Genomic DNA, 25,830 nt, shown 5'->3' with positions numbered 1-25,830 from the left:
CGCGCAGACTGACACCTATGTATCGGCATCGCCACCGTCGGAAAGTGGACCGACAGAGACGTTCGCGCAGTGGCACCGGGACCTTCGCAGGGGCGTATCAGCAGCAGTGAATGACTTCGTTGCCAACCGCTGCACCGGGCACCTAGCTGACACAGGCGTCGACGTCGCCGCCGAGGTGCTGCAGAACTATGTCGCCGGCGGAAAGTGCTTCCGGTCGACATTCGCATATCTGGGGTGGTTGTCGGCCGCCGAACCCGACGGGGCGGCGCTCTGCGCTGCGGCGAGTTTCGAGTTGCTACACGCGTTCGCCCTACTACAAGACGACGTCATGGATGGGGCGGCAATGCGCCGCGGCGGCCCGTCGGCCCACGTCGTGTTCGCCCGATGGCACCGCGGTCGGGCGCTGCCCGGGTCAGCTGAGCGCTTCGGCGAATCGGCGGCCGTGCTGCTCGGCGATCTGTGCCTTGTCTGGGCCGAACAGATGCTGCGGGAAAGCGGCTTGGAGCCCGAAGCCCTCGACAGAGTTCGATCCCGATACGACGCGATGCGCGTCGAGCTCGCGGTCGGGCAGTTCACCGATCTCATCAATGACGCGGGTGCGTTTCCAGCCCTGGACCGGGTGCTCGAGATGTCCCGCCGCAAGTCGGGCAATTACACGGTGCGCCGGCCTTTGGAAATAGGGGCCACACTGGCGGGGTGTGAACAGCACGTGGTGACGCTGCTGAGCGGTTACGGCGAGGCCTTGGGCGATGCGTTCCAGCTCCGCGACGATCTTCTCGGAATTTTCGGCTGCACGTCTGCCACCGGCAAGCCAGTGGGCGGCGACCTTTCTGAACACAAAGCGACCAGCGTGGTGGTTGCTGCACATACTCTCGCCGGACCGGCGCTGCGGCATCAACTCCGCGAGGTGATGAGCGCCCGTGAGCTCGACGATGAGGACGTGCGGCGCTGGCGCGGCCTCATCACCGCCACGGGTGCAGTGGAATGGGTGGAACAACTGATCAGTTCGCGACTTGATCGGGCACTGGCCTGGATCGACAGTGACCTGCTGGATTCGGCGGTGCGACAAGCCCTTACCGAGATGGCCGCCGCGTGCACGGACAGGGCCGCCTGATGCGCACTGTCGGGGGTGACACGGACCGGATCGTAGTCGTCGGCGCCGGACTCTCCGGCCTGTCCGCCGCCCTCCACCTCGCGGGAGCGGGCCGAGCAGTCACCGTGGTGGAACGCGATCACCACCCGGGCGGACGGGTCGGGCGCCTCGACATCGACGGCTATCAACTCGATACCGGACCCACGGTGCTGACCATGCCGGACATCATCGACGAGGCGTTTGCCGCTGTTGGCGAATCCCTCTCCGAGCGACTGGAGCTCATGCCTGTCGAGCCTGCGTATCGCGCCAGCTTCGCCGACGGCAGCGAGATGAACGTGCACTCGGATCCCGAGGCAATGGCGACAGAGATCGAACGCTTCGCCGGTCGCCGACAGGCCGACGGCTACCTGAGGTTGCGCGCTTGGCTCGGCCAGTTGTACCGAACCGAATTCGACGGCTTCATCGCCGCGAACTTCGACTCCCCGCTGTCGCTGCTCACTCCCCAACTTGCCCGGCTGGCCGCGATCGGTGGATTCCGGCGCTGGGACCGGATGGTCCGCCGCTTCATCACCGACGAACGACTGCTGCGCGTGTTCACCTTTCAAGCGCTCTACGCCGGTGTGCCCCCGCATCGGGCACTGGCCGTCTATGCCGTCATCGCCTACATGGACACCGTTGCTGGCGTCTTCTTTCCGCGCGGCGGAATGCGCGCCCTTCCCGATGCAATGGCCGCCGCTGCGAAAGACGCTGGGATTGAGTTCCTTTACGGCGCGACAGTTACCGCCTTGGACCGCAACCAGGAGCGAATCAGTGCCGTCTGTACCGACACCGGTGATCGGATAGCGGCCGACGCGGTGGTCCTGACCACCGAACTGCCCGCGACCTACCGGCTGTTGGGCCGTACGCCGCGCCGCCTGCTGCCGCTGAGACCTGCACCGTCTGCCGTCGTCGCGCATGTCGGCTGTGAGGCCGCCGGAAACGACACCCCTCATCACACAATCGTTTTCGGTGAGGCCTGGCAGCAGACTTTCCACGACATCATCGACGACGGCCGCCTGATGGCGGACCCGTCGCTATTGGTCACCCGGCCGACCGCCGGCGACGCACGACTCGCGCCACCCGGCCGTGATCTGCTCTACATATTGGCGCCTGCGCCCAACACTCATGTCGGGCAGATAGATTGGGATGCGGTAGGCCCTTCCTACACGCAACGGATACTCGCGACCGTCACCGATAGACTCCCTCAGCTCGGACTCGACGCCGAGGTCTTGCACGTCGTTGATCCTGCCGGCTGGGCGCGACAGGGAATGCTGGCAGGAACACCGTTCGCACTCGCGCACACGTTCGGTCAGACGGGCCCGTTCCGTCCCGCCAACACAATCCGCGGTATCGACAACGTCGTGCTGGCGGGATCCTCCACGGTTCCAGGGGTCGGCGTACCAACGGCCCTGCTGTCTGGGCGGCTGGCCGCCGATCGGATCACCGGTACCAGTAGACAACCCCGGCGTTCTCGGGTGGTACAGACATGATCAAATCCGAACTCGACGCCGCCGGTGTCCACGACCCAGAACTGCGGGACGCCTACCGTCACTGCCGATCCATCAACGCAGCGCACGGCCGGACGTTCTTCCTCGCCACCAGATTGCTTGCCCCGGAGCAACGGCCGGCCGTGCACGCGCTCTACGGTTTTGCCAGGCGCGCCGACGACATCCTCGACGACTTCGATCCCGCGGTTGCAATCCCCGAGCGAGCGGAGCGGCTGCAAGGGTTGGCAACCGAGTTGTTCGACCGGCTGGTCCGAGACGACCCAGTAGACGGTGACACCTCTTTGGCCGCAGTGGTCCACACAGCACGGAAGTACCAGATTCCGTGGCAGCTGTTCGACGACTTCCTCGACGCGATGCGGATGGACCTCACCGTGACCGACTATCCCGACCGCAGCACGCTCGAGCGTTACATGCACGGTTCGGCCGAGGTCATCGGACTTCAGCTGCTTCCCGTTCTTGGCACGGTGTGCCCGCGCGAAGAAGCGGCACCGTACGCCGCGGCGCTTGGAAAAGCCTTCCAGCTCACCAACTTCCTGCGCGACATCGACGAAGATCTGCTACGCGGACGTGTTTATCTACCCGCCGACGAGCTGGCGGCTCATCACGTGGACCGCGATGTCTTGATGTGGTGCCATGAGAACCGGCGCACCGACGGCCGCGTGCGCAGTGCGCTGATCGAGCAGCACGCCGAGACCAGGCGCATCTACACCTATGCGCGGAAGGGGATCTCGATGCTGGCACCGCGATCGCGCCCGTGTGTGGCGGCTGCCTTGACGTTGTACTCCGAGATACTGGACCGCATCGAAGAGTTGGAGTTCGCCGTCTTCACCAAACGCGCGACCGTCGGTAACGTCCGCCGGATTCGGGTAGCGGTCAACGGGCTGGCCAAGGCGCGGGCGGCCCAGCGGGACCACTCGGTGCTCAAATGACCGACCGCTGGCAATATCTCGCCGTCCTGGCCGGCTGTCTCCTGATAACGGCTCCCCTGGAGTTCTTCGGTCGTGGTGCGTACCGGCAGCCGAAACGCACCGCAGCGGCGGTGCTTCCCGTCGCAGTGCTCTTCGTCGTATGGGACGCCATCGCAATCGCTGCCAAGGTCTGGTCCTACAACCCGAGGTACCTCACAGGTATCCGGCTGCCTGCTTCGCTGCCGGTCGAAGAGGTGTTGTTCTTCGTCGTGATACCGCTGTGCGGGCTGCTCACCTACAACGCCGTCGACACCATCCTGACGGGATTGCGCCGAACCGACCGACTCGAGGAGCACATATCGTGATCGGGTTGGGCTATACGCTTCCCGCCGCCCTTGCGGTCATCGCGGTCTGCGTGCTGGAGTTGGCTGTCCTGCGAACCGGATTGTTTCGTCGTGCCGCGTATTGGATTTCAATGGCGATCGTCTTCGGATTCCAGATACTCGTCGACGGTTGGCTCACCAAACTGAGTGCACCGATTGTCATGTACGACCACCGTCAAACGATTGGCCTACGTTTCCCATTCGACATACCTGTCGAAGATTTCCTATTTGGCTGGGCATTGGTCACCGCCGTGCTCCTGCTGTGGGAACGTCAGCGTCGCGCCGGCAGAAGGACGCCGTCATGAGTCGATCCATCGGCGATATCCCTCGTGCGTTCGATGACGGCGCAGCGATTTACGACAAATTGGTCGGCGCTAACCCCGGCTACCACGCTCACCTCCGACTGACGGCCGAGCGGATGGGCTTGCCCGATGCTGGCCGAGGATTGCGGTTACTCGATGCCGGCTGCGGCACCGGCGCGTCCACCGCAGCTCTGCTCGCCGTCGCGCCCGAAGCGGAAATCGTGGCCGTCGACGGGTCGCCGGGCATGCTCGCCCAGGCGACCGCCAAGAACTGGCCTGCCGCCGTTCAGTTCGTGCACACCCGGGTCGAAAACCTCGTCGAGGCCGGTGTGGAGGGCCCGTTCGACGGCATCCTGGCCGCCTACCTGGTACGCAACCTCGCAGACCCAGATGCTGCATTACGACTGTTTCGCTCACTCCTGCGGCCAGGAGCGACCATGGCGATCCACGAATACTCCGTGCGGGACTCGCGGGTGGCCACCGCCGTGTGGAACGCCGTCAGTACCGCGATCATCATCCCGAGCGGTCGGGTGCGCAGCGGCGATGCCACCCTGTACCGCTACCTCCGCCGCAGCGTCAACGATTTCGACGGCGTGACGGCCTTCCGGAACAGGCTGACCAGCAACGGCTTTACACATGTGCGCAGTCACACTATGCCCGGGTGGCAGCGCAACATCGTGCACACCTTCCTTGCAGAAGCGAAACAATGACCGATCCACGGCGGGTTACCCACAAGGGCAAGTCGGGGGCTCCGCACGCTGGTTCCGGTGCCGACACACCGCATGTCGTTGTCGTGGGCGCCGGCATTGCCGGACTCACGGCCGCCACCGCTCTCGCAGAACGCGGAGTGACCGTGGATGTCGTCGAACGCGAAATCTATCTCGGCGGCAGAGTCGGCGCCTGGACCGAATCACTACTCGATGGAACGCCGGTAGCGATGAACCGCGGGTTCCACGCGTTCTTCCGCCAGTACTACAACCTGCGGTCCCTGCTGCGGCGCGTCGATCCGGCGCTCAACATGTTGCGTCCCGTCGATGACTATCCGCTGATCGACGCCCAGGGTCGCCGTGACACCTTCCGGGGCTTGCCGCAGACGCCGCCGTTGAACGCGCTGGCGTTCGCGCTGCGCAGCCCCACGTTCCGGCTTCGAGATCTGGTGCGCCTCAGCGCCCGCGCGGCGGCTCCGCTGGCGGCGGTGTCAGTGCCCGACATCTATCACCGACTCGACTACGTCGACGCCGAATCGTTTTTGCAAGCGATCAGATTTCCACGGGCGGCGCGCCATTTAGCGTTTGAGGTGTTCTCCCGAAGCTTTTTCTCCGAGCCGGCCGACCTGTCCGCGGCTGAGTTGGCGACGATGTTTCACATCTACTTCCTCGGCTCCAGCGAGGGGCTGGTGTTCGACGTCGCGAACGACAACTTCGATGTCGCGATGTGGAATCCGTTGCGGGACTATCTGTCAGGCCTCGGAGTTCGCTTTCATCTCGGCACGTCGGTGAGCGCAGTCCACGCAGGCACGCGGTTCTCTGTGGAGTGTGACGCGCAAGGCTCTTACGCCGCGGACGCCATAGTCCTGGCCACCGATGTGGCCGGCCTGCAGCACATCGTTGCCGCATCACCGGAACTCGGAACCGCATCATGGCGGCGGCAAGTCGCGAGGCTACAGATTGCGAAACCATTCGTGGTGCAACGGCTTTGGCTGGATCGGGCGGTGCGGCCGGACAGACCGGCATTCATGGGCACCGGCGGCCTACCCCCGCTGGACAACGTCAGTGTAATCGAGCGGTATGAGCGAGCGGCCGCGGACTGGTCGGCCGCCACAGGTGGCTCCGTCGTCGAATTGCACTCCTATGCGGTCACGTCCCCGCACGACCTCAGCCGCAGACTGCTCAACCGACTGCACGGGGTCTATCCCGAGACCAAAGACGCACGAGTCGTCTCCGAGAAGGTTCTGTGCCGCAATGATTGTCCGCGCTTTGCCCCGGGCGACTTCTTCGATCGCCCCGGCATCACCACACCACAAGCGGGACTGGTGCTCGCCGGTGATTGCATCCGAATTGACCTGCCCGTGGCGCTGATGGAACGCGCAGCGACAACGGGTTGGTCAGCGGCCAACGAGCTGCTGCAAGGCTTTGGTGTGCAAGGCCACGACATCCACACGGTACCCGTGGAAGGCCGTTCGGCGCTGCTGCGGCGATATGCCAACCGAGAGAGACGGGTCTTGACATGAACGTGGTTCGCTCGCTGAGGTCGCGATTGTCCAAGTCTTCTCCGTTCGAGGTCCTTCCTCCGCTGGAATGGTCCCACCAGAAGCCCACGTATCGCGAGGCCGAACCGCAACTCATCGCCGCGGCGCTACGCCGGTCACAGCGACGGCGCAGTGGGAACTGGTACGCCTTTGCCGGTAGCCGGGATGTCGGAACCAAGCCGTTCGGCGCTACCGTCGCAGGGCACGAGATCGTCGCCTGGCGCGGTGAACACGGTGCGTTGCATGTAGGTCCGAGCCAATGCCCGCACCTCGGTGCAGATTTGAGGACGGGGAAGCTGGATTGCGGTGCCCTGATTTGCCCGTGGCATGGGTTGCGGCTGGACGGCCGTCGGCACTTCGGGTGGCGGCCGTACCCGTCGCACGACGACGGCGTTCTGGTTTGGGTTCGATTGGACAGCACCGGCGGTGAGGAGCCCACCGATGCACCGATCATTCCGAGACGTCCAATTGGCGCCCAGATTCATGCGGTGACCCGTCTGGTCGGCACGTGTGAACCGCGTGACATCATCGCCAACCGATTGGATCCGTGGCACGGGTCGTGGTTTCACCCGTACTCTTTCACCCGGCTCGAGGTGCTGAGCGCGCCGCCGGCAGATGACGACATACCCACGGATCTCGATCGTTTCCTGGTCGCTGTGACGTTTCGGATCGGCAGGGTAGGAATCCCGGTCATCGCCGAGTTCACCTGTCCAGAATCTCGCACCATCGTGATGCGCATCGTCGACGGCGAAGGGGCGGGCAGCGTGGTGGAGACCCATGCCACGCCAATCAAAACGGCGTCCGACGGCTCTCCGCGCACTGCGGTGCTTGAGGCCGTGGTGGCCCATTCCGACCGCGCTGGGTTCGAGCACGCGCTGCGCGCCGCACCGCTCATCACACCCGTCATGCGACGGGCGGCAAGCCGGCTGTGGCGCGACGATATTGCATACGCAGAGCGCCTTTACGCGGTGCGGGCCCGGTAACTGAGTCGGTTTTGCATCGATTACTACGGGTATCCCGACCGCATGAGCAAGAAACTCCACAAAGGTGACAAAGTCGAGTGGAAAAGCCACGGGACCACTGTTTCGGGAACGGTCGAGGAGACTATCACCTCCGACACGGAGGCGGCTGGTCGCACGGTCCGCGCCGACGAAGACAATCCGCAGTACCGCGTGCGCAGCGACAAGAGTGGGCGTGACGCCGTGCACAAACCCGACGCGTTGAAGAAGCCTTGATCATGGCCGACGCGGAACCCTCGACCTACGACGAGTTTCAGCACATCGTCAACATGACCGCCGGCGAACTCGAAAAATGGCTTCGTACAGACGCTTCCAAGAAGGTTGGACAGAAGTCCGGCGGCGACGAGTCGACTGGACACGCGAGCGGCCGGCGGATCGTGAAGCTGTTGCGGTCCAAGAAGTCCGAATTGACCGACGACGACTACGCGCATATGCGCAAGGTGGTGGGCTATGCGCACCGACATCTTGCCCAGCGCCCATCGGGCGAGATCAGTGAATCAGCTTGGCGTTACTCGCTGATGAACTGGGGCCACGACCCGTGTAAGCAGTAGTCGCTTCCAGCAGCGGCACCTGTTCCAATGCCCACGGGCTGATGGCCCACGGCAGGTCGGCAGGCGAGCGGAGCTGCTCCCACGGGACCCATCGGTGATCCATGACCTCCGCTGGCTCTGGGCGCACCGGACCGGTGGCACGGGCGAAAAACACTGGACATATCTCGTTTTCCACGATTCCGTCGGCCGCAACGGCCCGATATCGAAACTCCGGCAGCACGCACGTCAGGGAATCGATCCTCATTCCCAGTTCCTCTTTGGCGCGGCGGCGAACGGCATCGGTGACCGGCTCCCCCGGCGACGGATGTCCGCAAAAGGAATTGGTCCATACCCCGGGCCACGTGCGCTTTCTGAGAGCACGCCGGGTCAAGAGCACGCGCCCCTGCCCATCGAAGACATAGCACGAAAAGCCAAGGTGCAGAGGCGTCGCGGCGTGGTGCACGGTCGACTTGTCGGCGCTGCCGATATCCCGGCCTTCCTCGTCGAGCAACACGACGCGTTCCTCACCAGAAGTCAATCCAACCTCCGCCACCAGGGTTACATACCCGATCTATCGATGCATAAACGATGCATTCGCTGCTAGCATACTTCCAGCCGGTGAAGGGCGGTACGCAGGTCCTCGAGGGGCTCGACCTTCTTCGGCAATCGTGCGGACGCCCAGCCGGAACCCCCGACTACGAGCTGGGCGTCCGCTCCTAGGACCGCCTTGGCCGTTGCTAGGTCAGCGGTCCGCTGCGATTGCGACCACAGCACCACGGCGACCGGATTCCGCTGACGCGAAATCGCGTCGAGCAGCGCATCGGTGGGTACATCAGGACCGAGCATCAAGGCTTGTTGGCCCCGCTCTGCAAGCGCCGCCCGAAGCGCTTCGAGCGGCAGGCAGTGCGCTTCGCCGGAGGTGCAGGCCAAGATGATCGACTCTGACGCCTCGGCTTTGGCAAGCGGCACCGCCTGCAACGATCGCGAAACCGACCATGACAGGGCATGTTCCACGTCGATGCACCCTTCACCGTCGGCCTGTCGGGCCTCGATCGCGGCAAAGGCCGGCCGGATGAAGTCTTCCCACGTCGCCACCACACCTAAGTGGCGGATATGGCGATCGAGTAGGCGGCTCACGGTGCCGACGTCCAACTCGAACACGGCTGCAAGCAACGCGTATTGATCACCTGACCGCGGTTTGATGGACTCGAGTGCGGTCCGGGCTGCGCTGCGCGGGCTAGCACCCTGAGCGATTAGCTCATGCATCTCCTCAACGATTGCGATGTCGTTATCGCTGTACAGCCGGTGCCGTCCCGGACTGTGATCTGTGGGGCCGACCCCGTAGCGCTGATTCCAGCTGCGAAGCGTCGCCGTGGGCACACCTACGCGTTCCGCGACCACGCTGACGGTGTATCGCGGCACGTCGGCGTCGTCCCTATCCGGCATTGCCGTATTCAACGCCGACAGCACAGCGCACGGCCACGCCGGCGCGAATTTTGATGCATAACCGATGCATACGGTTCATAGCATACGGCTCATAAGTGGGTACTACCTCACAATGACTCAGCTTGAACCAGAAAACCACCGGCGTCCGGATGGCGTCGATGACGCGACCGTGAATGCCGTGGGAAAGGTATCGGAAGCGTTGGAGTGGGTGGAAAGGGCGCGCGGTGAGCTGTATTCGTTTCATCAGCTGATGGGGCGCGCCGATCTGCTGCTGGGCGAGGCGTGCGACAACCTGCGGCAGGCGGGCCATGAGAGTGCCGCAGACCTTCTGGAAAAGGAGCTCGTCGGCCGAAACGTCCTCCACGGCCGGTGGACCTTCCAAATCGTGGAAGACTTCGACGACAACTATTGGACGGTGTTCCGCGACCACGAACGCCGCCTTCGCGACGAACTGCAAGGCGGCGCCCGCCACGTATTCGAGTCCGAGATGAAGGAGCGGCGCCGCACCCACGGCCAGGCAGGCCACGAGCGCCGCCCCTGAACGGAACCGCTATGCCGTCTCGGTGATCGGGCGGTCGACCCAGCTCATCAGTTCGCGCAGCTTCTTGCCGGTCACCTCAATCGGGTGCTCGGCGTTCTGCTTGCGCAGGCCCTCAAGCTCCTTGTTGCCGCCCTCGACGTTGGCCACCAGACGCTTGACGAAGGTGCCGTCCTGGATCTCGGACAGGATCTGCTTCATCCGCTGCTTGGTATCGGCGTCGATGACCCGCGGACCCGACAGGTAGCCGCCGAACTCAGCGGTGTCAGACACCGAGTAGTTCATCCGCGCGATGCCGCCCTCATACATCAGGTCGACGATCAGCTTCAGCTCGTGCAGTACCTCGAAGTACGCGAGCTCAGGTGCATACCCGGCCTCGACCATCACGTCGAAACCGGTCTTGACGAGTTCCTCAGTGCCACCGCACAGTACGGCCTGCTCACCGAACAGGTCGGTCTCGGTCTCGTCCTTGAAGGTGGTCTTGATGACGCCGGCGCGGGTGCCGCCGATGCCCTTGGCGTAGGACAGCACCAAAGCCTGGCCCTCGCCCTTGGGATCCTGTTCGACCGCAACCAGACACGGCACACCCTTGCCGTCGACGAACTGGCGACGCACCAGATGGCCGGGCCCCTTCGGCGCAACCATGCCGACGGTGACGTTGCCAGGCGGCTTGATCAGACCGAAGTGGATGTTGAGCCCGTGCCCGAAGAACAACGCGTTGCCGTCCTCGAGGTTCGGCTCGATGTCGTTTTTGAAGATTTCGGCTTGGGCGGTGTCGGGCGCCAGCAGCATGACGACGTCGGCCCACTTGGCCACCTCGGCAGGTGCGTCGACCGCCAGGCCCTGCTCTTCGACCTTGGCCCGCGACTTCGAGCCCTCCTTCAGGCCGACCTTCACCTCGACGCCGGAATCACGCAGGCTCAGCGAGTGCGCATGACCCTGGCTGCCGTAGCCGATGACGCCGACCTTGCGTCCCTGGATGATCGACAGGTCCGCGTCGTCGTCATAGAACATCTCTACTGCCACTGTGATTTCCCTACCTTCTTCGATCTTTTGCTTGTTGGTCTTACTTGATAGGCCTTATTTGACGATGCCGCGCGGGCCGCGCGACAACGACACCACTCCGGATTGCACGATCTCGCGGATGCCGTAGGGCTCCAACACTCGCAGGAACGCCTCCAACTTCTCCGGCGTACCGGTCGCTTCGATCGTCAATGACTCCGTCGACACGTCAACGACCTTGGCGCGGAACAGGTTCACCGCTTCGATCACCTGGCCACGGGTTGCGGCGTCGGTGCGCACCTTGATCAATGCGAGTTCGCGAGACACCGAATTGGACTCGTCCTGCTCGACGATCTTGATGACGTTGACCAGCTTGTTCAGCTGTTTGGTGATCTGCTCGAGAGGATGCTCGTCGACGCTGACCACGATGGTCATCCGCGACAGGTTCTTCTGCTCAGTGGCACCGACGGCCAGCGACTGGATGTTGTAGCCGCGGCGTGAGAACAGCGACGCCACACGGGCGAGCACGCCGGGTTTGTCCTCGACGAGAACCGACAGGGTTTGGGTGGGAGTGCTCATCACGCGTGCCCTTCTTCGGGATCGTCGAACAGCGGCCGGATTCCGCGGGCCGCCATGATCTCGTCGTTGCTGGTGCCTGCCGCCACCATCGGCCACACCTGGGCGTCGGCGCCGACAATAAAGTCGATGACCACCGGTCGGTCGTTGATCTCGCGCGCCTGCTTGATGACGGCCTCGACGTCTTCGGCCCGCTCGCAACGCAATCCGACGCAGCCCAGTGCCTCGGCGAGCTTGACGAAGTCGGGGATGCGATGGCTGTGGGTGGCCAGGTCCGTCTGGCTATACCGCTCTTCGTAGAACAGCGTCTGCCATTGGCGCACCATGCCCAGGTTGCCGTTGTTGATGATCGCAACCTTGATCGGCGCGCCCTCGACGGCACAGGTGGCCAGCTCCTGATTGGTCATCTGGAAGCAGCCGTCGCCGTCGATGGCCCACACCTCGGCCTCCGGACGCGCGAACTTCGCGCCCATTGCAGCGGGGACAGCGAAGCCCATGGTGCCCAGGCCACCGGAGTTGATCCACGTCTTCGGGTTCTCGTACGAGATGAACTGCGCGGCCCACATCTGGTGCTGCCCAACGCCTGCCACATACACCGCATCGGGGCCGGCCATCTTGCCCAGCTGTTCGATCACGTACTCAGGCGACAGGCTGCCGTCGCTCTGCGGCCCATAGCTCAGCGGGTACGTCGACTGCATGTCGCGCAGATACTCCCACCAGCTGTCCATCGTGATGGAGTCGGCGGAGGTGCCGTCCCTGCGGAGCGCCTCGATCAGGTCGCTGATGACGGCCTTCACGTCGCCCACGATCGGCACATCGGCGTTGCGGTTCTTGCCGATCTCCGCCGGGTCGATGTCGGCGTGGATCACCTTCGCCTCGGGCGCAAACGAGTCCAGCTTGCCCGTCACCCGGTCGTCGAATCGGGTGCCCAACGCGATCAGCAGGTCACTGCGCTGCAGCGCCGCGACCGCGGTCACCGTGCCGTGCATGCCCGGCATGCCCATGTTCTGCGGATGGCTGTCGGGGAAGGCGCCGCGCGCCATCAGGGTGGTGACCACCGGAATGCCGGTCAGCTCGGCCAGATCCAGCAACTCGCGGGTGGCCTCACCGCGGATCACGCCGCCGCCGACGTACAGCACCGGCTTGCGCGACGCGGCGATCAGCTTCGCGGCCTCGCGAATCTGGCGGCTGTGCGGTTTGGTATTCGGCTTGTAGCCGGGCAGCTCGAACCGCGGCGGCCAGCTGAACGTGTACTGCCCCTGCAGCACATCCTTGGGGATATCGACGAGAACCGGGCCAGGACGGCCCGACCTGGCGATGTGGAACGCCTCGGCCATCACCCGCGGGATGTCGTTGCCGTCGCGCACCAGGAAGTTGTGCTTGGTAATCGGCATCGTGATGCCCGAGATGTCGGCTTCCTGGAAGGCGTCGGTGCCGATCAGCCCTCGACCGACCTGACCGGTGACTGCCACCACCGGAATCGAGTCCATGTAGGCGTCTGCCAGCGGCGTCACGAGGTTGGTGGCCCCGGGGCCCGATGTCGCCATGCACACGCCGACCTTGCCCGTCGCGTGTGCGTAACCACTGGCCGCATGCCCTGCACCCTGCTCGTGGCGGACCAGGACGTGACGCAGCTTCTGCGAGTCGAAAAGCGGGTCGTACACCGGCAACACGGCCCCACCGGGAATGCCGAAGATGACCTCGACGTCGAGCTCCTCCAACGACCGAATAACCGACTCGGCTCCGGTGAGTTGTTGCGGGGCAACCTTTTCGGGCTTGCTTGACGAGCCGTGGCCGGCAACCTTCGCCGCGGATTGCGCGGCGTTGGCCTCGGCCAAATCCCCGTACGGCGGGTTCGCCGACCGTCCCGGGGGTCGTGTGGTTGGTGCGCTCACGATGTCCTCATTTGTCGTTGTGTGTTGTGGACTCAAATCACTGCTGGGGCAAGAAAAAACCCCCGCCAGCGATGCCGCTGTACGAGGGTTGCGCGTTGATACTTGTGACTATGCCCAAGTCCGGGCTAGCGCGGTATCAACGCGCAACCCAATTACTACGAGCAAGCCAAGGTTCTGCACAACTGATGACGGTAGCCGCCGCACTGGTCAAAGGTCAAATTCACGTCCACCGCCGGTCGGGTGGGACGATGGCAGCGTGACCCCGAAAACGTCGCGCGCCCCCGCCGAACGGGTGGTACTGCGTATTTCCCCGATGGCGCACTTCGGCGTCGGCTTCCTAGTGCTGGGCATGCTGGCGGTGATTTTCAGCGCGTCCTGGACGTGGGTGCTGCTCGTCATACCCGTGGCGTTGTCGGCATGCATCATCCGGCTGCGCACCGTCGCCGATCGCGAGACGGTGACCGCGCACGGGCTGCTCGGCAGCGAGAGCGTGCGGTGGGAGGACATCGAAGGGCTGGCGTTCACCAAAGGCTCGTGGGCCAGGGCCCGCCTGACGGACGGTCGTGAGCTGCGGCTTCCCGCGGTGTCGTTCGCGACGGTGCCACAGTTGACGGCGGTCAGCGGCGGCCGCGTGCCCAACCCGTACGGCTGAGGTCGTCAGCCCAGTGGATTGCCGCCGTTGAGCAGCACCCACAGGGCGATGCCACCGCCGATGCCGACGACCAGCGCGGCGAAGGAGCCGACGAATGGGCGACGGGCCCAGCCGCGTCCTGCGTCGAGGCCGTATCTGCCCGGCCCGGCGAGGATGACCGCGACGACCGCGGCGACCAGCACGACCTTGTACTCATGGCCGTCGGTCAGGAAATCCGACAGCCTGGCCTGGTTGTGAGCGGCCATCGCTTCCACCAGCAGGCCGTTGATCAGATAGGCCAACGCCCCGGCGGCGGCCAACGGGGTGAACAGGCCCAGGATCAGCAGCAGACCCGCGAGGATTTGGGCGCCGGTGGCGACATAGGTCAGGAGGTCGGCGTGCTGGTAGCCGACGTCTGCCAGCCGGGCCTCGAACCCGTCCAGGCCGGGGCCGCCGAACAGGCCGAACGCCTTCTGCAGCCCATGGACGACCAACAGTGCTCCGATGGCCCACCGCAGCAGCATCAAGCCGAGGTCTTGCGTGCCGCGCCGCTCGTCGGCCCGGCGGTCCTCGTACAGCGGAGCGACGTCGGCCGGATGGGCATAGGGCGATAGGGGCTGGTTGTCGCCTGGCTGCACGTACGGCAGCGGCTCGGGCTCGCCGATCAGGCCGAACCCCGGCTGCGAGCCGGTTTTGTAGTTGGGGATCGAGGTGGTCTCGAAATCGCCGCCATAGTCAGAGGACGGCAGATCGTCCTCGGGATCGACCAGGCTTGCCGACGCGGGCCGGCCCAGGTCGTCGGGCCTCTGCCATTGGGGATTACTGGTCACGTGCCCAGGGTAAGTGCTCATGATCGGTGAACCTTGGATTGGCGCGGCGCGTCAAACCTCCGCGTGGCGCGCCCGGCCGATGAATCCGTAACCTGGCGGGCATGACACTGCGCGGGCCGTTGCGAGCTGCCGTCGCTTTGCTCTGCGCTGCGCTGCTCGCCGTCTCGTGCGCCCGCTTCGACAACGCCCAGTCGCAGCCGTTCACCACCGAGCCGGAGCTGCAGCCGGGCCCCAGCTCGACTCCCCCGCCGCCACCCCCGCTGCCCCCCAAGCCCTTTCCGAAGCAGTGCCCGGCTCCGGGGGTGATGCAGGGTTGCCTGGAAAGCACCAGCGGGTTGATCATGCTGCCCGACAGCCAGTCGGCGTTGGTCGCCGAACGCATCACCGGCGCCGTCAAAGAGGTGTCGGTGAAGGCGGAGCCCAAGGTCAAGACCGTGATTCCGGTCGACGGCAGCGGTGACGGGGGGCTGATGGACATCGTGCTGTCGCCGACCTACTCCCAGGACCGGCTGATGTATGCCTACGTCAGCACACCGACCGACAACCGGGTGGTGCGCATCGCCGACGGTGATATTCCGAAGCCGATTTTCACGGGCATCCCCAAGGGCGCGACGGGCAACATGGGCGCGCTTCAGTTCACGAGTCCGACCACGCTGGTCGTGCTGACCGGTGATGCCGGTGATCCGGCGCTCGCGGCCGACCCGGCGTCGCCGGCCGGCAAGGTGCTGCGCATCGAACAACCGACCACGGTCAATCAGGCTCCGCAGACCACGGCGTTGACCGGTATGGGATCCGGTGGCGGGCTGTGTGTCGACCCGTCCGACGGTTCGCTCTACATCACCGACCGCACGCCCACGGCCGACCGGCTGCAGCGCATCACCAAGGACTCGAAGGTCTCCACTGTGTGGACCTGGCCCGATAAGCCCGGTGTGGCCGGATGCGCCGCGATGGACGGCACGGTGCTGGTGAACCTGATCAACACCAAGCAGACGGTCGCGGTGCGGCTGGCCGCGGATACGGGCGCGGTGACCGGCGAACCCGAGGTGGTGCGCCAGGATGTGCACGGCCACGCGTGGGCGCTGCAGACCTCGCCGGACGGCAACGTCTGGGGGGCCACGGTGAACAAGACGGCAGGCGACCCGGAAAAGCTCGACGATGTGGTGTTCCCGGTGTTCCCGTCGGGCGGCGGCTTCCCGCGTAGTAACGCCGACAATACCTAAGGCTCAGCCGAAGTAGCGGACCCGGCTGATTCCCGCCGCCTTCGGGGTCTCGCAGAAGACGACGCCACGGCCGGACGGGGCGGCGACCGAGGCGCTGACGGTGTCGCCGGCGGCGATCATCTTGAACCAGCGGCCGCCGCGCAGGCTGTCAACGAAGTCACCGACCGCGATCGGCTGGTCCTCACCGAGGCTGACGTCGGCGCCGCGGCCGATGGCGCGCCGCACGGCCAACTGGTCACCGGCGATGGCGGCATCGAGAAATTCTGCGAAACGTCGCTTATCGCGTCGGCCCGGCCGCCTGAACCCCGCCGCGAAGCCGGCCGTCCCGCCGATCCCCTGGTTGCGCAGCAGCTCACCGGCCAACTGCACCGCCACGGGCAGAGACTTGCCGCCCTGGCGCAGCATCTGCGCCACCATCGTCGGCAGCTCCCAATGCGCGCGCAGCCGCTCGACCGCCCAGTCGCCCTCGACCGGCCTAAGGTCGTAGCGCAGGTGCATCGGGACGTCGACCGTGACGCCTGCCGCCATCACGATCTCGAGCATGAGGTCGCGCACCACCGCGCTGCCGACCGCAACATCGACGTCGCGGTGAAAGATGATCTGCCGCGGGCCGATAAAGGTGTCGTAGAACCGGCCGATCTCGTCGACTCCGACGTGGGGGCGCGATCCGTAGGGATCTTCGACGCGTCCGTGGGGGGTGAAGATGCCGATCCACCCCGTCCGGTCGTGCACGTCGGTCGCCGCCGGCGACCGCTCAACCGCCGCCAGCAGCTCGACGTCTATCGCTGCCATCTAGGTGCAGGCCGCCAGCACCAGATCGCGCACCCGTGCCGCGTCGGCCTGCCCCTTGGTCGCTTTCATCACCGCGCCGACGATGGCGCCCGCGGCCTGCACCTTCCCGCCGCGGATCTTTTCGGCCACATCGGGATTGGCAGCCAACGCTTCATCCACTGCCGCCTGGATCAGCGAGTCGTCGCGGACCAGTTCCAGCCCGCGCGCCTTCATCACCTCGGCAGGTTCGCCCTCGCCTGCGAGCACGCCCTCAACGACTTGACGGGCCAGCTTGTTGGACAGCTTGCCCTCATCGACGAACGCGATCACAGCGGCGACCTGTGCGGGGGTGATGTTCAGCGCGTCGAGTTCGACACCGGCCTCATTGGCCTTCTGCACCAGGAAGTTGCCCCACCAGGCCCGCGCCTGCTCGCTGGAGGCGCCTTCTGCCACGGTGGCGGTGACGAGATCGACGGCGCCGGCGTTGACGAGGTCGCGCATAACCTCATCGGAAATGCCCCAGTCCTGCTGAATTCGCTTGCGCGCCAACCAGGGATACTCAGGGATGGTTTTGCGCAGCCTCTCGACGTAATCCGCGTCGGGCGCGATCGGTTCCAGGTCGGGTTCCGGGAAGTACCGGTAGTCCTGCGCGGTTTCCTTGCTGCGGCCCGGCGATGTGTAGCCGTCCTCGTGAAAGTGCCTGGTCTCCTGGTGGACTCGGCCGCCGGCGTCGAGAACCGCTGCCTGCCTCCGCATTTCATAGCGGACGGCGACCTCGACGCTCTTCAGCGAGTTCACGTTCTTGGTTTCGGTGCGGATGCCGAATTCCGTCGCCCCGGTGGGCTTGAGCGAGACGTTGGAGTCGCAGCGCATGGAGCCCTGGTCCATGCGCACGTCGGAAACACCCAAGGCACGCAACAGGTTTCGAAGCGCAGTCACGTAGGCGCGGGCGATCTCCGGCGCACGCGCCCCGGCGCCCTCGATCGGCTTGGTGACGATCTCGATCAGCGGCACACCGGCACGGTTGTAGTCGATCAGCGAAGTGGTGGCACCTGCGATGCGCCCCGTCTCGCTGCCCAGATGGGTGAGCTTGCCCGTGTCCTCTTCCATGTGCGCCCGTTCGATCTCGACCCGCCATGTCGTGTCGTCGTCGAGGGGTACGTCGAGATAGCCGTTGATCGCGATCGGCTCGTCGTACTGCGAGATCTGGTAGTTCTTCGGCATGTCCGGATAGAAGTAGTTCTTCCGCGCGAAGCGGCACCAAGACACGATCTCGCAGTTCAGCGCCAGCCCGATGCGGATAGCAGATTCGACGGCGGCCTGGTTGAGCACCGGCAGCGAGCCCGGCAGGCCAAGACACACCGGGCACACCTGCGTGTTGGGCTCGGCGCCGAATCGATTGGCGCAGCCGCAGAACATCTTGGTCGCCGTCGACAACTCGACGTGCACCTCGAGGCCCAGGACCGGCTCGTAACGCGCGACGACGTCGTCGTAGTCGACCAGGTCAGCGGTGTGGGCAACAGACATGCCCCTGATCCTAGTTCGCTCGAAACTCAGCCGAAGAACTCGGCGGCGTCGTCGTATCGGCTCTGCGGGACCAGCTTCAGCTGACGGACGGCATCGGCGAGCGGCACGCGGCCGATCTCCTGGCCGCGCAGCGACACCATCATCCCGTACTCGCCCGCATGGGCGGCGTCGGCGGCGTTGACCCCGAACCGCGTCGCGAGCACCCGGTCGTATGGGGTGGGAGTACCGCCGCGCTGTACGTGGCCCAGCACGGTGACCCGCACCTCCTTGTTGATCCGCTTCTCGACCTCCATCGCCAGCTGCTGGGCGACACCGGTGAACCTCTCGTGGCCGAACTCGTCAACTCCGCCCTCGCGCAGCTTCATTGAGCCCTCGGCGGGCTTGGCACCTTCAGCGACGACACAGATGAAGTGCGAATCGCCGCGCACGAAACGCTGTTTGATCAGCCGGCACACTTCCTCGACGTCGAACGGCTGCTCGGGAATCAGCGTCATGTGCGCACCCGAGGCCAGCCCCGCGTTCAAGGCGATCCATCCGGCATGGCGGCCCATCACCTCCACCAGCATCACCCGCTGATGCGACTCGGCAGTGGAGTGCAGGCGGTCGATGGCCTCGCTGGCAACGCCGAGCGCGGTATCGTGACCAAACGTCACATCGGTGCAGTCGATGTCGTTGTCGATGGTCTTGGGTACGCCGACCACGGGCACATTCTCCTCGGAGAGCCAATGCGCCGCAGTAAGCGTCCCCTCGCCGCCGATTGGGATGAGCACGTCGATGCCGTTGTCGTCCAGCGTCTGTTTGATCTGATCGAGGCCCGCCTTGAGTTTGTCCGGATGCACCCGCGCGGTGCCGAGCATCGTGCCGCCCTTGGCGAGCAGCCGGTCGTTGCGGTCGTCATTGCGGAGCTGGACGCGACGGTCTTCGAGCAGCCCGCGCCAGCCGTCCAGAAAACCCACCACCGACGACCCGTACCGCACATCGCAGGTACGGACTACCGCCCGGATCACCGCATTCAGGCCAGGACAGTCGCCGCCTCCGGTCAAGACTCCGATCCGCATGCGTCCATCTTGCCCGCAGATCGCCCACTTCACACGGCGGTTGGCAGTGCCCCCCGAGCGGCCTCGTAGGCGGCGCCGACACGGTACAGCCGGTCGTCGGCGAGCGCTGGAGCCATGATCTGCAAACCCACCGGCAGATTGTTGTCGGCAGACAAGCCCGACGGGACCGACATCCCGCAGTGGCCGGCCAGGTTCAGCGGCAGAGTGCACAGGTCGAACAGGTACATCGCCAGAGGATCGTCGACCTTCTCCCCCAGCGGGAACGCCGTGGTCGGTGTCGCAGGCGACACCAGTACATCCACCTTCTGGTATGCCTGGTCGAGATCGCGGGCGATCAGCGTACGCACCCGCTGCGCCTGGTTGTAGTAGGCGTCGTAATAGCCGGCCGACAGCGCATAAGTACCAATCATGATGCGGCGCTTGACTTCTGGACCAAAGCCGGCCTCGCGGGTCAACGCCATGACCTCCTCGGCGCTGTGCGTTCCGTCATCGCCGACCCGCAGCCCGTAGCGCATGCCGTCGAACCGGGCCAGGTTGGAGGACACCTCGGACGGCAGGATCAGGTAGTAGGCCGGGAGCGAGTAGTCGAAGTGCGGGCAATCGACCTCGGACACCTCCGCGCCGAGCTCGGTCAGGGTCTCGACGGCGGCGTTGAACGACGCCAGCACGCCCTCCTGGTATCCGTCCCCGCGCAGCTGCCGCACCACGCCGACCTTGACGCCGCGCAGATTGCCGTCGGCACCGGCTCGGGCCGCGCTCACGAGGTCGGGCACCTCGACCTCCATCGATGTGGAGTCCTTCGGGTCATGCCCGACGATCACCTGATGCAGCATCGCAGTGTCGAGCACCGTGCGTGCACACGGTCCGCCCTGGTCTAACGACGATGCACAGGCGATCAGACCGTAGCGCGACACCGTGCCATAGGTGGGCTTCACCCCGACGGTCGCGGTCAGCGCCGCCGGCTGACGGATCGACCCGCCGGTATCCGAACCGATCGCCAACGGGGCCTGGAACGCCGCCAACGCGGCGGCACTGCCACCGCCCGATCCGCCGGGCACCCGGTCGACGTCCCAGGGATTGCGTGTGGGCCCATAGGCCGAATTCTCCGTCGACGAGCCCATCGCGAACTCGTCCATGTTCGTCTTGCCGAGAATCGGGATGCCCGCGGCGCGCAGCCGCACCGTCACCGTCGAGTCGTAAGGCGACGTCCAGCCCTCAAGGATCTTCGAGCCGCAGGTGGTCGGCATGTCCGTGGTGGTGAAGACGTCCTTGAGCGCCAGCGGAACACCGGCGAGCGACGACGGCAACTGCTCGCCCTCTGCCACCGCGGCGTCCACGCGGGCGGCCGCCGCCAGCGCCTGCTCCTCGGCGACATGCAGGAACGCCTGATACTGGCCGTCGGTCTCGGCGATGCGGTCCAGGCAGGCCCGCGTGACTTCGACCGACGAGACCTCCTTGGCCGCGATCTTGGCGCCGAGCGTCGCGCCGTCGAGCCGGGTGAGATCTTGATCGCTCATGCGGGCTCCCCCAAGATGCGCGGCACCGCAAACCGACCCTCGGCCGACTTCGGCGCCTGTGCCAGCGCCTCCTGCTGGGTGAGGCCAGGCTCGACAACGTCTCGCCGGGTCACGTTGACCGACGACAGCGGGTTGTCGGTGGGCGTGACGTCGGTGACGTCGACGGCCTGGATTCGGCTGACGTGCTCGAGTATGGCGTCGAGTTGACCGGCGAAGCTGTTCAGCTCGTCGTCGCTCAACGCGAGCCTGGCCAGGCGGGCGAGGTGCGCAACCTCGTCTCGGGAGATCTGTGACACGACATCACAGCCTAATCGGGCCAGCGAGGCTGGAATGCCGAGCCCGCGACCCTGTGCAACAGTGTTGCGCGTGCCTTCGTACATGCTGCGGGTCCAGCTGGAGGATCGACCGGGCAGCCTCGGCTCGCTGGCAGTGGCGCTCGGTTCGGTGGGCGCCGACATCCTGTCCCTCGATGTGGTGGAGCGCGGGACGGGATACGCGATCGACGATCTGATCGTCGACCTGCCGCCCGGCGCGATGCCCGACATGCTCATTACTGCAGCGGAAAACCTCAAAGGGGTTCGGGTGGATAGCATCCGTCCGCACACCGGGTTACTGGAAGCCCATCGGGAACTCGAGCTCGTCGACCACATCGCCGCCGCGCCGCACAGGCACGCCAAGCTCCAGGTCCTCGCCACCGAGGCGCCGCGCGTGCTGCGAGTGGGCTGGTGCACGGTGGTGCGGCTGACCGACTCCGGCATCGACCGCATAGTGGGCAGCGCCGGGGCGCCCGAAACCCATCTCAACGAGGTGCCCTGGTTACCGATCGAGCGTGCCACGGCGCTCGACGACGCCGACTGGATGCCGCAGGTTTGGCGCGACATGGATACGACCGCGGCCGCTGCGCCGCTCGGCGACCACACAACAGCGATCGTGCTCGGCAGGTCCGGCGGTCCGGCGTTTCGGCCGTCGGAGGTGGCGCGGTTGGGGTACCTCGCCGGGATCGTCGCGACTATCCTGCGCTGACGCCTCAGCCGCCGGCGGGCACCGGGTAGCGGTCGTTGACGTCAGCGTTGCTGTCCTTGCGTGCGCAGTGCGCACAACAGAAGATGCCGTCGTCGGTCTCGATCCCGTGGCCCAGAATCCGGCATCCGCAGTGCGGGCACTCCAGAGCCAGGTGCATGGCGGCGCACTCGATGCTGTCGAACGTCTCGCTGCGGCCGTCGTGCCAGGTCACCGTGAACGCCTTGTCGTAGTCGTTGCCGCAGGTGGCGCAGATCGTCATCGCAGTCTCCCCTCACATCGGTTCGCCCGGTCGCATTCCCGGCCGATGGGAGCGGCAAACTCCATGCGCGGGTCAGACACCGTCCGGGCCGTGTTCCAGCAGCCGGGCGAAGCCGTCCTCGTCGAGGATCGGTACGCCGAGTTCGACGGCCTTGTCGTATTTCGATCCCGGCGAATCGCCGGCCACAACATACGCGGTCTTCTTCGACACCGAACCCGCCGCCTTGCCGCCGCGGGCGACGATCGCTTCCTTGGCGTCGTCGCGCGAGAATCCGGTCAGCGACCCTGTCACGACGATCGACAGCCCTTCCAAAGTGCGTTCGATGCTGGCATCGCGTTCGTCGGCCATCCGCACACCCGCCGCTCGCCACTTGTCGACGATGGCGCGGTGCCAGTCGACGGTGAACCATTCGGTGACCGCGGCAGCGATGGTCGGGCCGACACCCTCGACGACGGACAACTCCTGCTCAGAGGCCGACATGATCGCGTCCAGGCTGCCGTACTCGGTGGCCAGCGCACGGGCTGCAGTCGGGCCGACATGGCGGATCGACAATGCGACCAGCACCCGCCACAGCGGCTGTGCCTTCGCCTCGTGCAGGTTGACCAACAGCCGCTTGCCGTTGGCCGACAGGTTGCCGTCCTTGGTTCGGAACAGCTCGGTGCGCAACAGGTCCTTGCTGCCGATGGTGAACAAGTCCCCCTCGTCGGTGATGACGCCCGCCTGCAGCAAAGCGGTGGCCGCTTCGTAACCGAGGCCCTCGATATCGAACGCGCCGCGGCCGGCTACGTGAAACACCCGCTCCCGCAACTGCGCCGGACATGACCGGGTGTTTGGGCAGCGGATGTCGGCGTCACCTTCCTTGGCCGGGGCCAGCTTCGTTCCACACTCCGGACACGTTGTGGGCATGACGAATTCGCGTTCGGAGCCGTCGCGCAGATCGACGACAGGACCCAGCACCTCGGGAATCACGTCACCGGCCTTACGGATCACGACCGTGTCTCCGATGAGCACACCCTTGCGCTTGACCTCCGAGGCGTTGTGCAACGTCGCCTGGCTCACCGTCGATCCGGCGACCTTGACCGGTTCCATGAAGGCGAACGGGGTGACGCGGCCCGTACGTCCGACATTGACCTTGATGTCGAGCAGCTTGGTAGTCGCCTCCTCCGGCGGGTACTTATAGGCGATCGCCCATCGCGGAGCGCGTGAGGTGGACCCGAGCCGACGCTGCAGCGCAACCTCGTCGACTTTGACGACCAGGCCGTCGATTTCGTGTTCGACGTCGTGGCGGTGCTCGCCCCAGTAGGCGATGCGTTCGGTGACCGCTTCCAGACCCTGCACCCTGGTGGTGTGCTCGGAGACCGGCAACCCCCACGCTTTCAACGCACGGTAGGCGTCGTGCAGCGTCTTCGGGGTGAAGCCCTCCACCCGGCCCAAGCCGTGGCAGATCATGTGCAGCTTGCGCCGTGCGGTCACGGCGGGGTTCTTCTGCCGCAGCGAGCCGGCCGCGCTGTTGCGAGGGTTGGCGAACGGCGCCTTGCCCTCGGCCACCAGGCCGGCGTTGAGCTCCTCGAAGTCGGCGACCCGGAAGAACACCTCCCCGCGCACCTCCAGCACCTTCGGAATCGGGAATTCCTTTGACCCGCTGAGTTTTTCAGGCACATCGTCGATGGTGCGTGCGTTGAGCGTGACGTCCTCGCCGGTGCGGCCGTCGCCGCGGGTGGCTGCGCGTGTCAGCTTTCCGTCGCGGTACACCAGCGCCAGCGCGACGCCGTCGATCTTCAGCTCGCACAGATAGTGCGCGTCGGGACCGACCTCACCTTTGATGCGGCCGGCCCACGCGGCAAGCTCGTCGGGGGTGAACACGTTGTCGAGGCTGAGCATGCGTTCGAGGTGCTCGGCCGAGGTGAAGTCGGTTGCAAAGCCCGCGCCGCCGACCAGCTGCGTCGGCGAATCGGGGGTCCGGAGTTCCGGGTGTTCATCTTCGAGGCCTTGAAGCTCCCGCAGCAGCGTGTCGAACTCGGCGTCGGAGATGATCGGCGCGTCCCTGACGTAGTAGCGGAACTGGTGTTCGCGCACCTGGTCAGCCAGCTCCTGCCAGCGGCGTCGCAGATCGGCGTCGGGGGCGTCTTCGGACTGTTCGGCCAGCGCCTGCTGCGCGTCGGTTGCCTTCGGGCTCACCCTCGCAGGCTATCCGAGCCCCCCGACAACAAAACCCGCCCAATCGCGCGGTGCGACCTGCACATTTGACTATATGCAGGTAACTACCTGCATAATGGTCGAGTGGCGCAGGATCCGATGGACAAGGTGTTCAAGGCGCTCGCCGACCCTGGTAGGCGGCTGCTGCTCGACCGACTGCGGCAGGACAACGGTCAAACGCTCGGGCAGCTGTGCGAGTACCTCGAGATCGCGCGGCAGTCGGTGAGTCAGCATCTTTCGGTGCTCGAGGAAGCCAACCTCATCAGCACAGTGCGGCGCGGTCGGCTCAAACTGCACTATCTGAATCCTGTTCCGCTGCAAGAAATTCAGTACCGCTGGATCCAGGAATTCGAATATTCGCGACTTCACGCGCTGCGCGCGCTGAAGCACAAGGCAGAGGAGGCGGACATGGCGACACCGGATGGCAAGCCCTCGTTCGTGTACGTGACCTACATCCACAGCACCCCCGACACAGTGTGGGAGGCGCTCACCGACGCCGACCTCACTGCGCAGTACTGGGGCCACAGCAATGTGTCGGATTGGCAGCCGGGATCACGTTGGGAACATGTCCGCACTGACGCTTCGGGCGTTGTCGATGTCGCCGGCGAGGTGATCGAGGCATCGCCGCCACATCGGTTGGTCATCACCTTCGGCGGTGCCGATGAGGCGGGCCGACCCTCGGTGGTGCGCTTCGACATCGAACCGCACCACGACATCGTGCGGTTGACGGTGACGCACACCGACATCCCCACCGATTCGGATTACGAGACGGCCGCGGCCGGCTGGGCAGCGGTCGTGTCGAACCTGAAATCGCTGCTGGAAACCGGGCACGTGCTGCCGCAGGCGCCTTGGGAGATGAGTGGCGAAACCGCACGCCAACGGTAGTTTGGCGGCATGCCGCACCCGATCATGTTCCGCGACGACGATCCCGATCTGGCGAAGGTGCGTGCGATCGCCTTGCGCTTTCCCGGTGCGTTCGAGAAGGTCTCGCACGGCAGGCCGGCGTTCTTCGTCTCGAAGATGTTCGCGATGTACGGCGGCAGCGCCAAGCCCGACACCAAGGGCGCCGACTACATCTCCTACCCGCGATCGATCGTGGTGAAGGTCGACGAGAGCGATCGCAGGGCGTTGCAACAGGATCGGCGGTTCTTCTACCCCGCCTACCTCGGGCCGTCGGGCTGGCTGGGTCTGGACTTCTCTGCGACCAAGAAGGTCGACTGGACCGAGGTGCGTGAGCTGATCGACGCGTCGTTCCGGATCGTCGCACCCAAGAAACGCATCCACCAGCTCGACGGGGGCTGACGACCACCG

General features: G+C 65.4%; 29 protein-coding genes. 16 read left to right on the top strand and 13 right to left on the bottom strand.

Annotated features, from left to right (window positions below; all coding sequences use genetic code 11):
- The first annotated feature begins 106 nt into the window (after positions 1–106).
- From A5651_RS13520 to A5651_RS13475, 10 genes are read left to right on the top strand one after another with little or no spacing between them, the layout of a single operon-like run.
- Positions 107–1,114, top strand: a complete 1,008-nt coding sequence (locus A5651_RS13520; protein WP_369803949.1) for a polyprenyl synthetase family protein — start codon at positions 107–109, stop codon at positions 1,112–1,114.
- Positions 1,114–2,622 carry a phytoene desaturase family protein gene (crtI, locus tag A5651_RS13515; RefSeq protein WP_066981271.1) on the top strand — a complete coding sequence of 503 codons (1,509 nt, stop codon included), beginning with the start codon at positions 1,114–1,116 and terminating at the stop codon, positions 2,620–2,622. Before A5651_RS13520 ends, crtI begins: the two co-directional genes overlap by 1 nt.
- Complete coding sequence (locus A5651_RS13510) at positions 2,619–3,569, top strand: phytoene/squalene synthase family protein (RefSeq protein ID WP_066981070.1); 951 nt, start codon at positions 2,619–2,621, stop codon at positions 3,567–3,569. Before crtI ends, A5651_RS13510 begins: the two co-directional genes overlap by 4 nt.
- Positions 3,566–3,913, top strand: coding sequence for a lycopene cyclase domain-containing protein (locus A5651_RS13505; protein WP_066981067.1), 348 nt, complete (start codon positions 3,566–3,568; stop codon positions 3,911–3,913). The genes A5651_RS13510 and A5651_RS13505 overlap by 4 nt, the downstream gene beginning before the upstream one ends.
- Positions 3,910–4,236 carry a lycopene cyclase domain-containing protein gene (locus A5651_RS13500; RefSeq protein WP_066981064.1) on the top strand — a complete coding sequence of 109 codons (327 nt, stop codon included), beginning with the start codon at positions 3,910–3,912 and terminating at the stop codon, positions 4,234–4,236. The genes A5651_RS13505 and A5651_RS13500 overlap by 4 nt, the downstream gene beginning before the upstream one ends.
- Positions 4,233–4,943, top strand: coding sequence for a class I SAM-dependent methyltransferase (locus tag A5651_RS13495; protein ID WP_066981061.1), 711 nt, complete (start codon positions 4,233–4,235; stop codon positions 4,941–4,943). The genes A5651_RS13500 and A5651_RS13495 overlap by 4 nt, the downstream gene beginning before the upstream one ends.
- Positions 4,940–6,463 (top strand): FAD-dependent oxidoreductase, encoded by a 1,524-nt coding sequence (locus tag A5651_RS13490; RefSeq protein WP_066981058.1) that lies wholly within the window; start codon positions 4,940–4,942, stop codon positions 6,461–6,463. The genes A5651_RS13495 and A5651_RS13490 overlap by 4 nt, the downstream gene beginning before the upstream one ends.
- Complete coding sequence (locus tag A5651_RS13485; protein WP_066981055.1) at positions 6,460–7,464, top strand: DUF5914 domain-containing protein; 1,005 nt, start codon at positions 6,460–6,462, stop codon at positions 7,462–7,464. Before A5651_RS13490 ends, A5651_RS13485 begins: the two co-directional genes overlap by 4 nt.
- Before the next feature lie 42 nt (positions 7,465–7,506).
- Positions 7,507–7,716 carry a DUF2945 domain-containing protein gene (locus A5651_RS13480; RefSeq protein ID WP_066981051.1) on the top strand — a complete coding sequence of 70 codons (210 nt, stop codon included), beginning with the start codon at positions 7,507–7,509 and terminating at the stop codon, positions 7,714–7,716.
- A gap of 2 nt (positions 7,717–7,718) precedes the next feature.
- Entirely contained in the window at positions 7,719–8,051 is a 333-nt protein-coding gene (locus A5651_RS13475) for a DUF3140 domain-containing protein (protein ID WP_066981048.1), read from the top strand.
- Here A5651_RS13475 and idi read toward each other — a convergent pair.
- Both idi and A5651_RS13470 read right to left on the bottom strand, forming a co-directional pair.
- Positions 7,990–8,568, bottom strand: a complete 579-nt coding sequence (idi, locus tag A5651_RS24950) for an isopentenyl-diphosphate Delta-isomerase (protein WP_082943757.1) — start codon at positions 8,566–8,568, stop codon at positions 7,990–7,992. The genes A5651_RS13475 and idi overlap by 62 nt on opposite strands.
- Before the next feature lie 62 nt (positions 8,569–8,630).
- Positions 8,631–9,476, bottom strand: coding sequence for a MerR family transcriptional regulator (locus A5651_RS13470; RefSeq protein ID WP_066981044.1), 846 nt, complete (start codon positions 9,474–9,476; stop codon positions 8,631–8,633).
- A gap of 112 nt (positions 9,477–9,588) precedes the next feature.
- Between A5651_RS13470 and A5651_RS13465 the strand changes: the two genes are divergently transcribed.
- Entirely contained in the window at positions 9,589–10,017 is a 429-nt protein-coding gene (locus tag A5651_RS13465; RefSeq protein WP_066981041.1) for a hypothetical protein, read from the top strand.
- Between the two features lie 9 nt (positions 10,018–10,026).
- On the opposite strand, the gene ilvC is transcribed toward A5651_RS13465, so the two are convergent.
- From ilvC to A5651_RS13450, 3 genes are all read right to left on the bottom strand, one after another.
- Positions 10,027–11,028, bottom strand: a complete 1,002-nt coding sequence (gene ilvC, locus A5651_RS13460; RefSeq protein ID WP_197496614.1) for a ketol-acid reductoisomerase — start codon at positions 11,026–11,028, stop codon at positions 10,027–10,029.
- A gap of 66 nt (positions 11,029–11,094) precedes the next feature.
- Positions 11,095–11,595, bottom strand: a complete 501-nt coding sequence (ilvN, locus tag A5651_RS13455; RefSeq protein ID WP_066981034.1) for an acetolactate synthase small subunit — start codon at positions 11,593–11,595, stop codon at positions 11,095–11,097.
- Positions 11,595–13,487, bottom strand: a complete 1,893-nt coding sequence (locus A5651_RS13450) for an acetolactate synthase large subunit (protein ID WP_066981031.1) — start codon at positions 13,485–13,487, stop codon at positions 11,595–11,597. Before A5651_RS13450 ends, ilvN begins: the two co-directional genes overlap by 1 nt.
- A 313-nt stretch (positions 13,488–13,800) precedes the next feature.
- Between A5651_RS13450 and A5651_RS13445 the strand changes: the two genes are divergently transcribed.
- The gene (locus A5651_RS13445; RefSeq protein ID WP_066981027.1) at positions 13,801–14,139 is read left to right on the top strand and encodes a PH domain-containing protein; all 339 of its coding nucleotides are present in this window, start codon (positions 13,801–13,803) and stop codon (positions 14,137–14,139) included.
- Between the two features lie 5 nt (positions 14,140–14,144).
- On the opposite strand, the gene A5651_RS13440 is transcribed toward A5651_RS13445, so the two are convergent.
- Positions 14,145–14,948: a DoxX family protein gene (locus A5651_RS13440; RefSeq protein ID WP_066981024.1), complete on the bottom strand. Its 804-nt coding sequence runs from the start codon at positions 14,946–14,948 to the stop codon at positions 14,145–14,147.
- Positions 14,949–15,049: 101 nt separating this feature from the next.
- Here A5651_RS13440 and A5651_RS13435 point away from each other — a divergent pair, with 101 nt between their 5' ends.
- On the top strand, positions 15,050–16,168 hold the full coding sequence (locus A5651_RS13435; protein ID WP_066981021.1) for a PQQ-dependent sugar dehydrogenase: 1,119 nt from the start codon (positions 15,050–15,052) through the stop codon (positions 16,166–16,168).
- 3 nt (positions 16,169–16,171) lie between these two features.
- Here the strand turns inward: A5651_RS13435 and A5651_RS13430 are convergent, their stop codons facing one another.
- From A5651_RS13430 to gatC, 5 genes are read right to left on the bottom strand one after another with little or no spacing between them, the layout of a single operon-like run.
- Positions 16,172–16,960 (bottom strand): ketosteroid isomerase family protein, encoded by a 789-nt coding sequence (locus tag A5651_RS13430; protein ID WP_066981018.1) that lies wholly within the window; start codon positions 16,958–16,960, stop codon positions 16,172–16,174.
- The gene (gene gatB / locus A5651_RS13425; RefSeq protein WP_066981015.1) at positions 16,961–18,466 is read right to left on the bottom strand and encodes an Asp-tRNA(Asn)/Glu-tRNA(Gln) amidotransferase subunit GatB; all 1,506 of its coding nucleotides are present in this window, start codon (positions 18,464–18,466) and stop codon (positions 16,961–16,963) included.
- 26 nt (positions 18,467–18,492) lie between these two features.
- Positions 18,493–19,524 carry an ATP-dependent 6-phosphofructokinase gene (locus tag A5651_RS13420; protein WP_066981268.1) on the bottom strand — a complete coding sequence of 344 codons (1,032 nt, stop codon included), beginning with the start codon at positions 19,522–19,524 and terminating at the stop codon, positions 18,493–18,495.
- Between the two features lie 29 nt (positions 19,525–19,553).
- A complete protein-coding gene (gatA, locus tag A5651_RS13415) occupies positions 19,554–21,041 on the bottom strand; it encodes an Asp-tRNA(Asn)/Glu-tRNA(Gln) amidotransferase subunit GatA (protein WP_066981012.1) in 1,488 nt (495 codons plus the stop codon).
- The gene (gene gatC, locus A5651_RS13410) at positions 21,038–21,337 is read right to left on the bottom strand and encodes an Asp-tRNA(Asn)/Glu-tRNA(Gln) amidotransferase subunit GatC (RefSeq protein ID WP_066981009.1); all 300 of its coding nucleotides are present in this window, start codon (positions 21,335–21,337) and stop codon (positions 21,038–21,040) included. The genes gatA and gatC overlap by 4 nt, the downstream gene beginning before the upstream one ends.
- Positions 21,338–21,407: 70 nt before the next feature.
- Between gatC and A5651_RS13405 the strand changes: the two genes are divergently transcribed.
- On the top strand, positions 21,408–22,064 hold the full coding sequence (locus A5651_RS13405) for an amino acid-binding protein (protein ID WP_066981265.1): 657 nt from the start codon (positions 21,408–21,410) through the stop codon (positions 22,062–22,064).
- 4 nt (positions 22,065–22,068) lie between these two features.
- Here A5651_RS13405 and A5651_RS13400 read toward each other — a convergent pair whose 3' ends face one another.
- Together A5651_RS13400 and ligA are read right to left on the bottom strand one after the other, a co-directional pair.
- Complete coding sequence (locus A5651_RS13400; RefSeq protein WP_066981005.1) at positions 22,069–22,323, bottom strand: hypothetical protein; 255 nt, start codon at positions 22,321–22,323, stop codon at positions 22,069–22,071.
- Between the two features lie 72 nt (positions 22,324–22,395).
- Complete coding sequence (ligA, locus tag A5651_RS13395) at positions 22,396–24,468, bottom strand: NAD-dependent DNA ligase LigA (RefSeq protein ID WP_197496613.1); 2,073 nt, start codon at positions 24,466–24,468, stop codon at positions 22,396–22,398.
- Positions 24,469–24,618: 150 nt separating this feature from the next.
- On the opposite strand from ligA, the gene A5651_RS13390 reads away from it, so the two are divergent.
- Positions 24,619–25,404 (top strand): metalloregulator ArsR/SmtB family transcription factor, encoded by a 786-nt coding sequence (locus tag A5651_RS13390; protein ID WP_066981262.1) that lies wholly within the window; start codon positions 24,619–24,621, stop codon positions 25,402–25,404.
- A gap of 9 nt (positions 25,405–25,413) precedes the next feature.
- Positions 25,414–25,821, top strand: a complete 408-nt coding sequence (locus tag A5651_RS13385; protein ID WP_066980999.1) for an MmcQ/YjbR family DNA-binding protein — start codon at positions 25,414–25,416, stop codon at positions 25,819–25,821.
- Positions 25,822–25,830 lie beyond the last annotated feature (9 nt).

The sequence above is a fragment of the Mycobacterium sp. 1274761.0 genome (assembly GCF_001668615.1).
Taxonomy (GTDB): domain Bacteria; phylum Actinomycetota; class Actinomycetes; order Mycobacteriales; family Mycobacteriaceae; genus Mycobacterium.
This window is presented reverse-complemented; position numbering and strand designations above follow the sequence as displayed.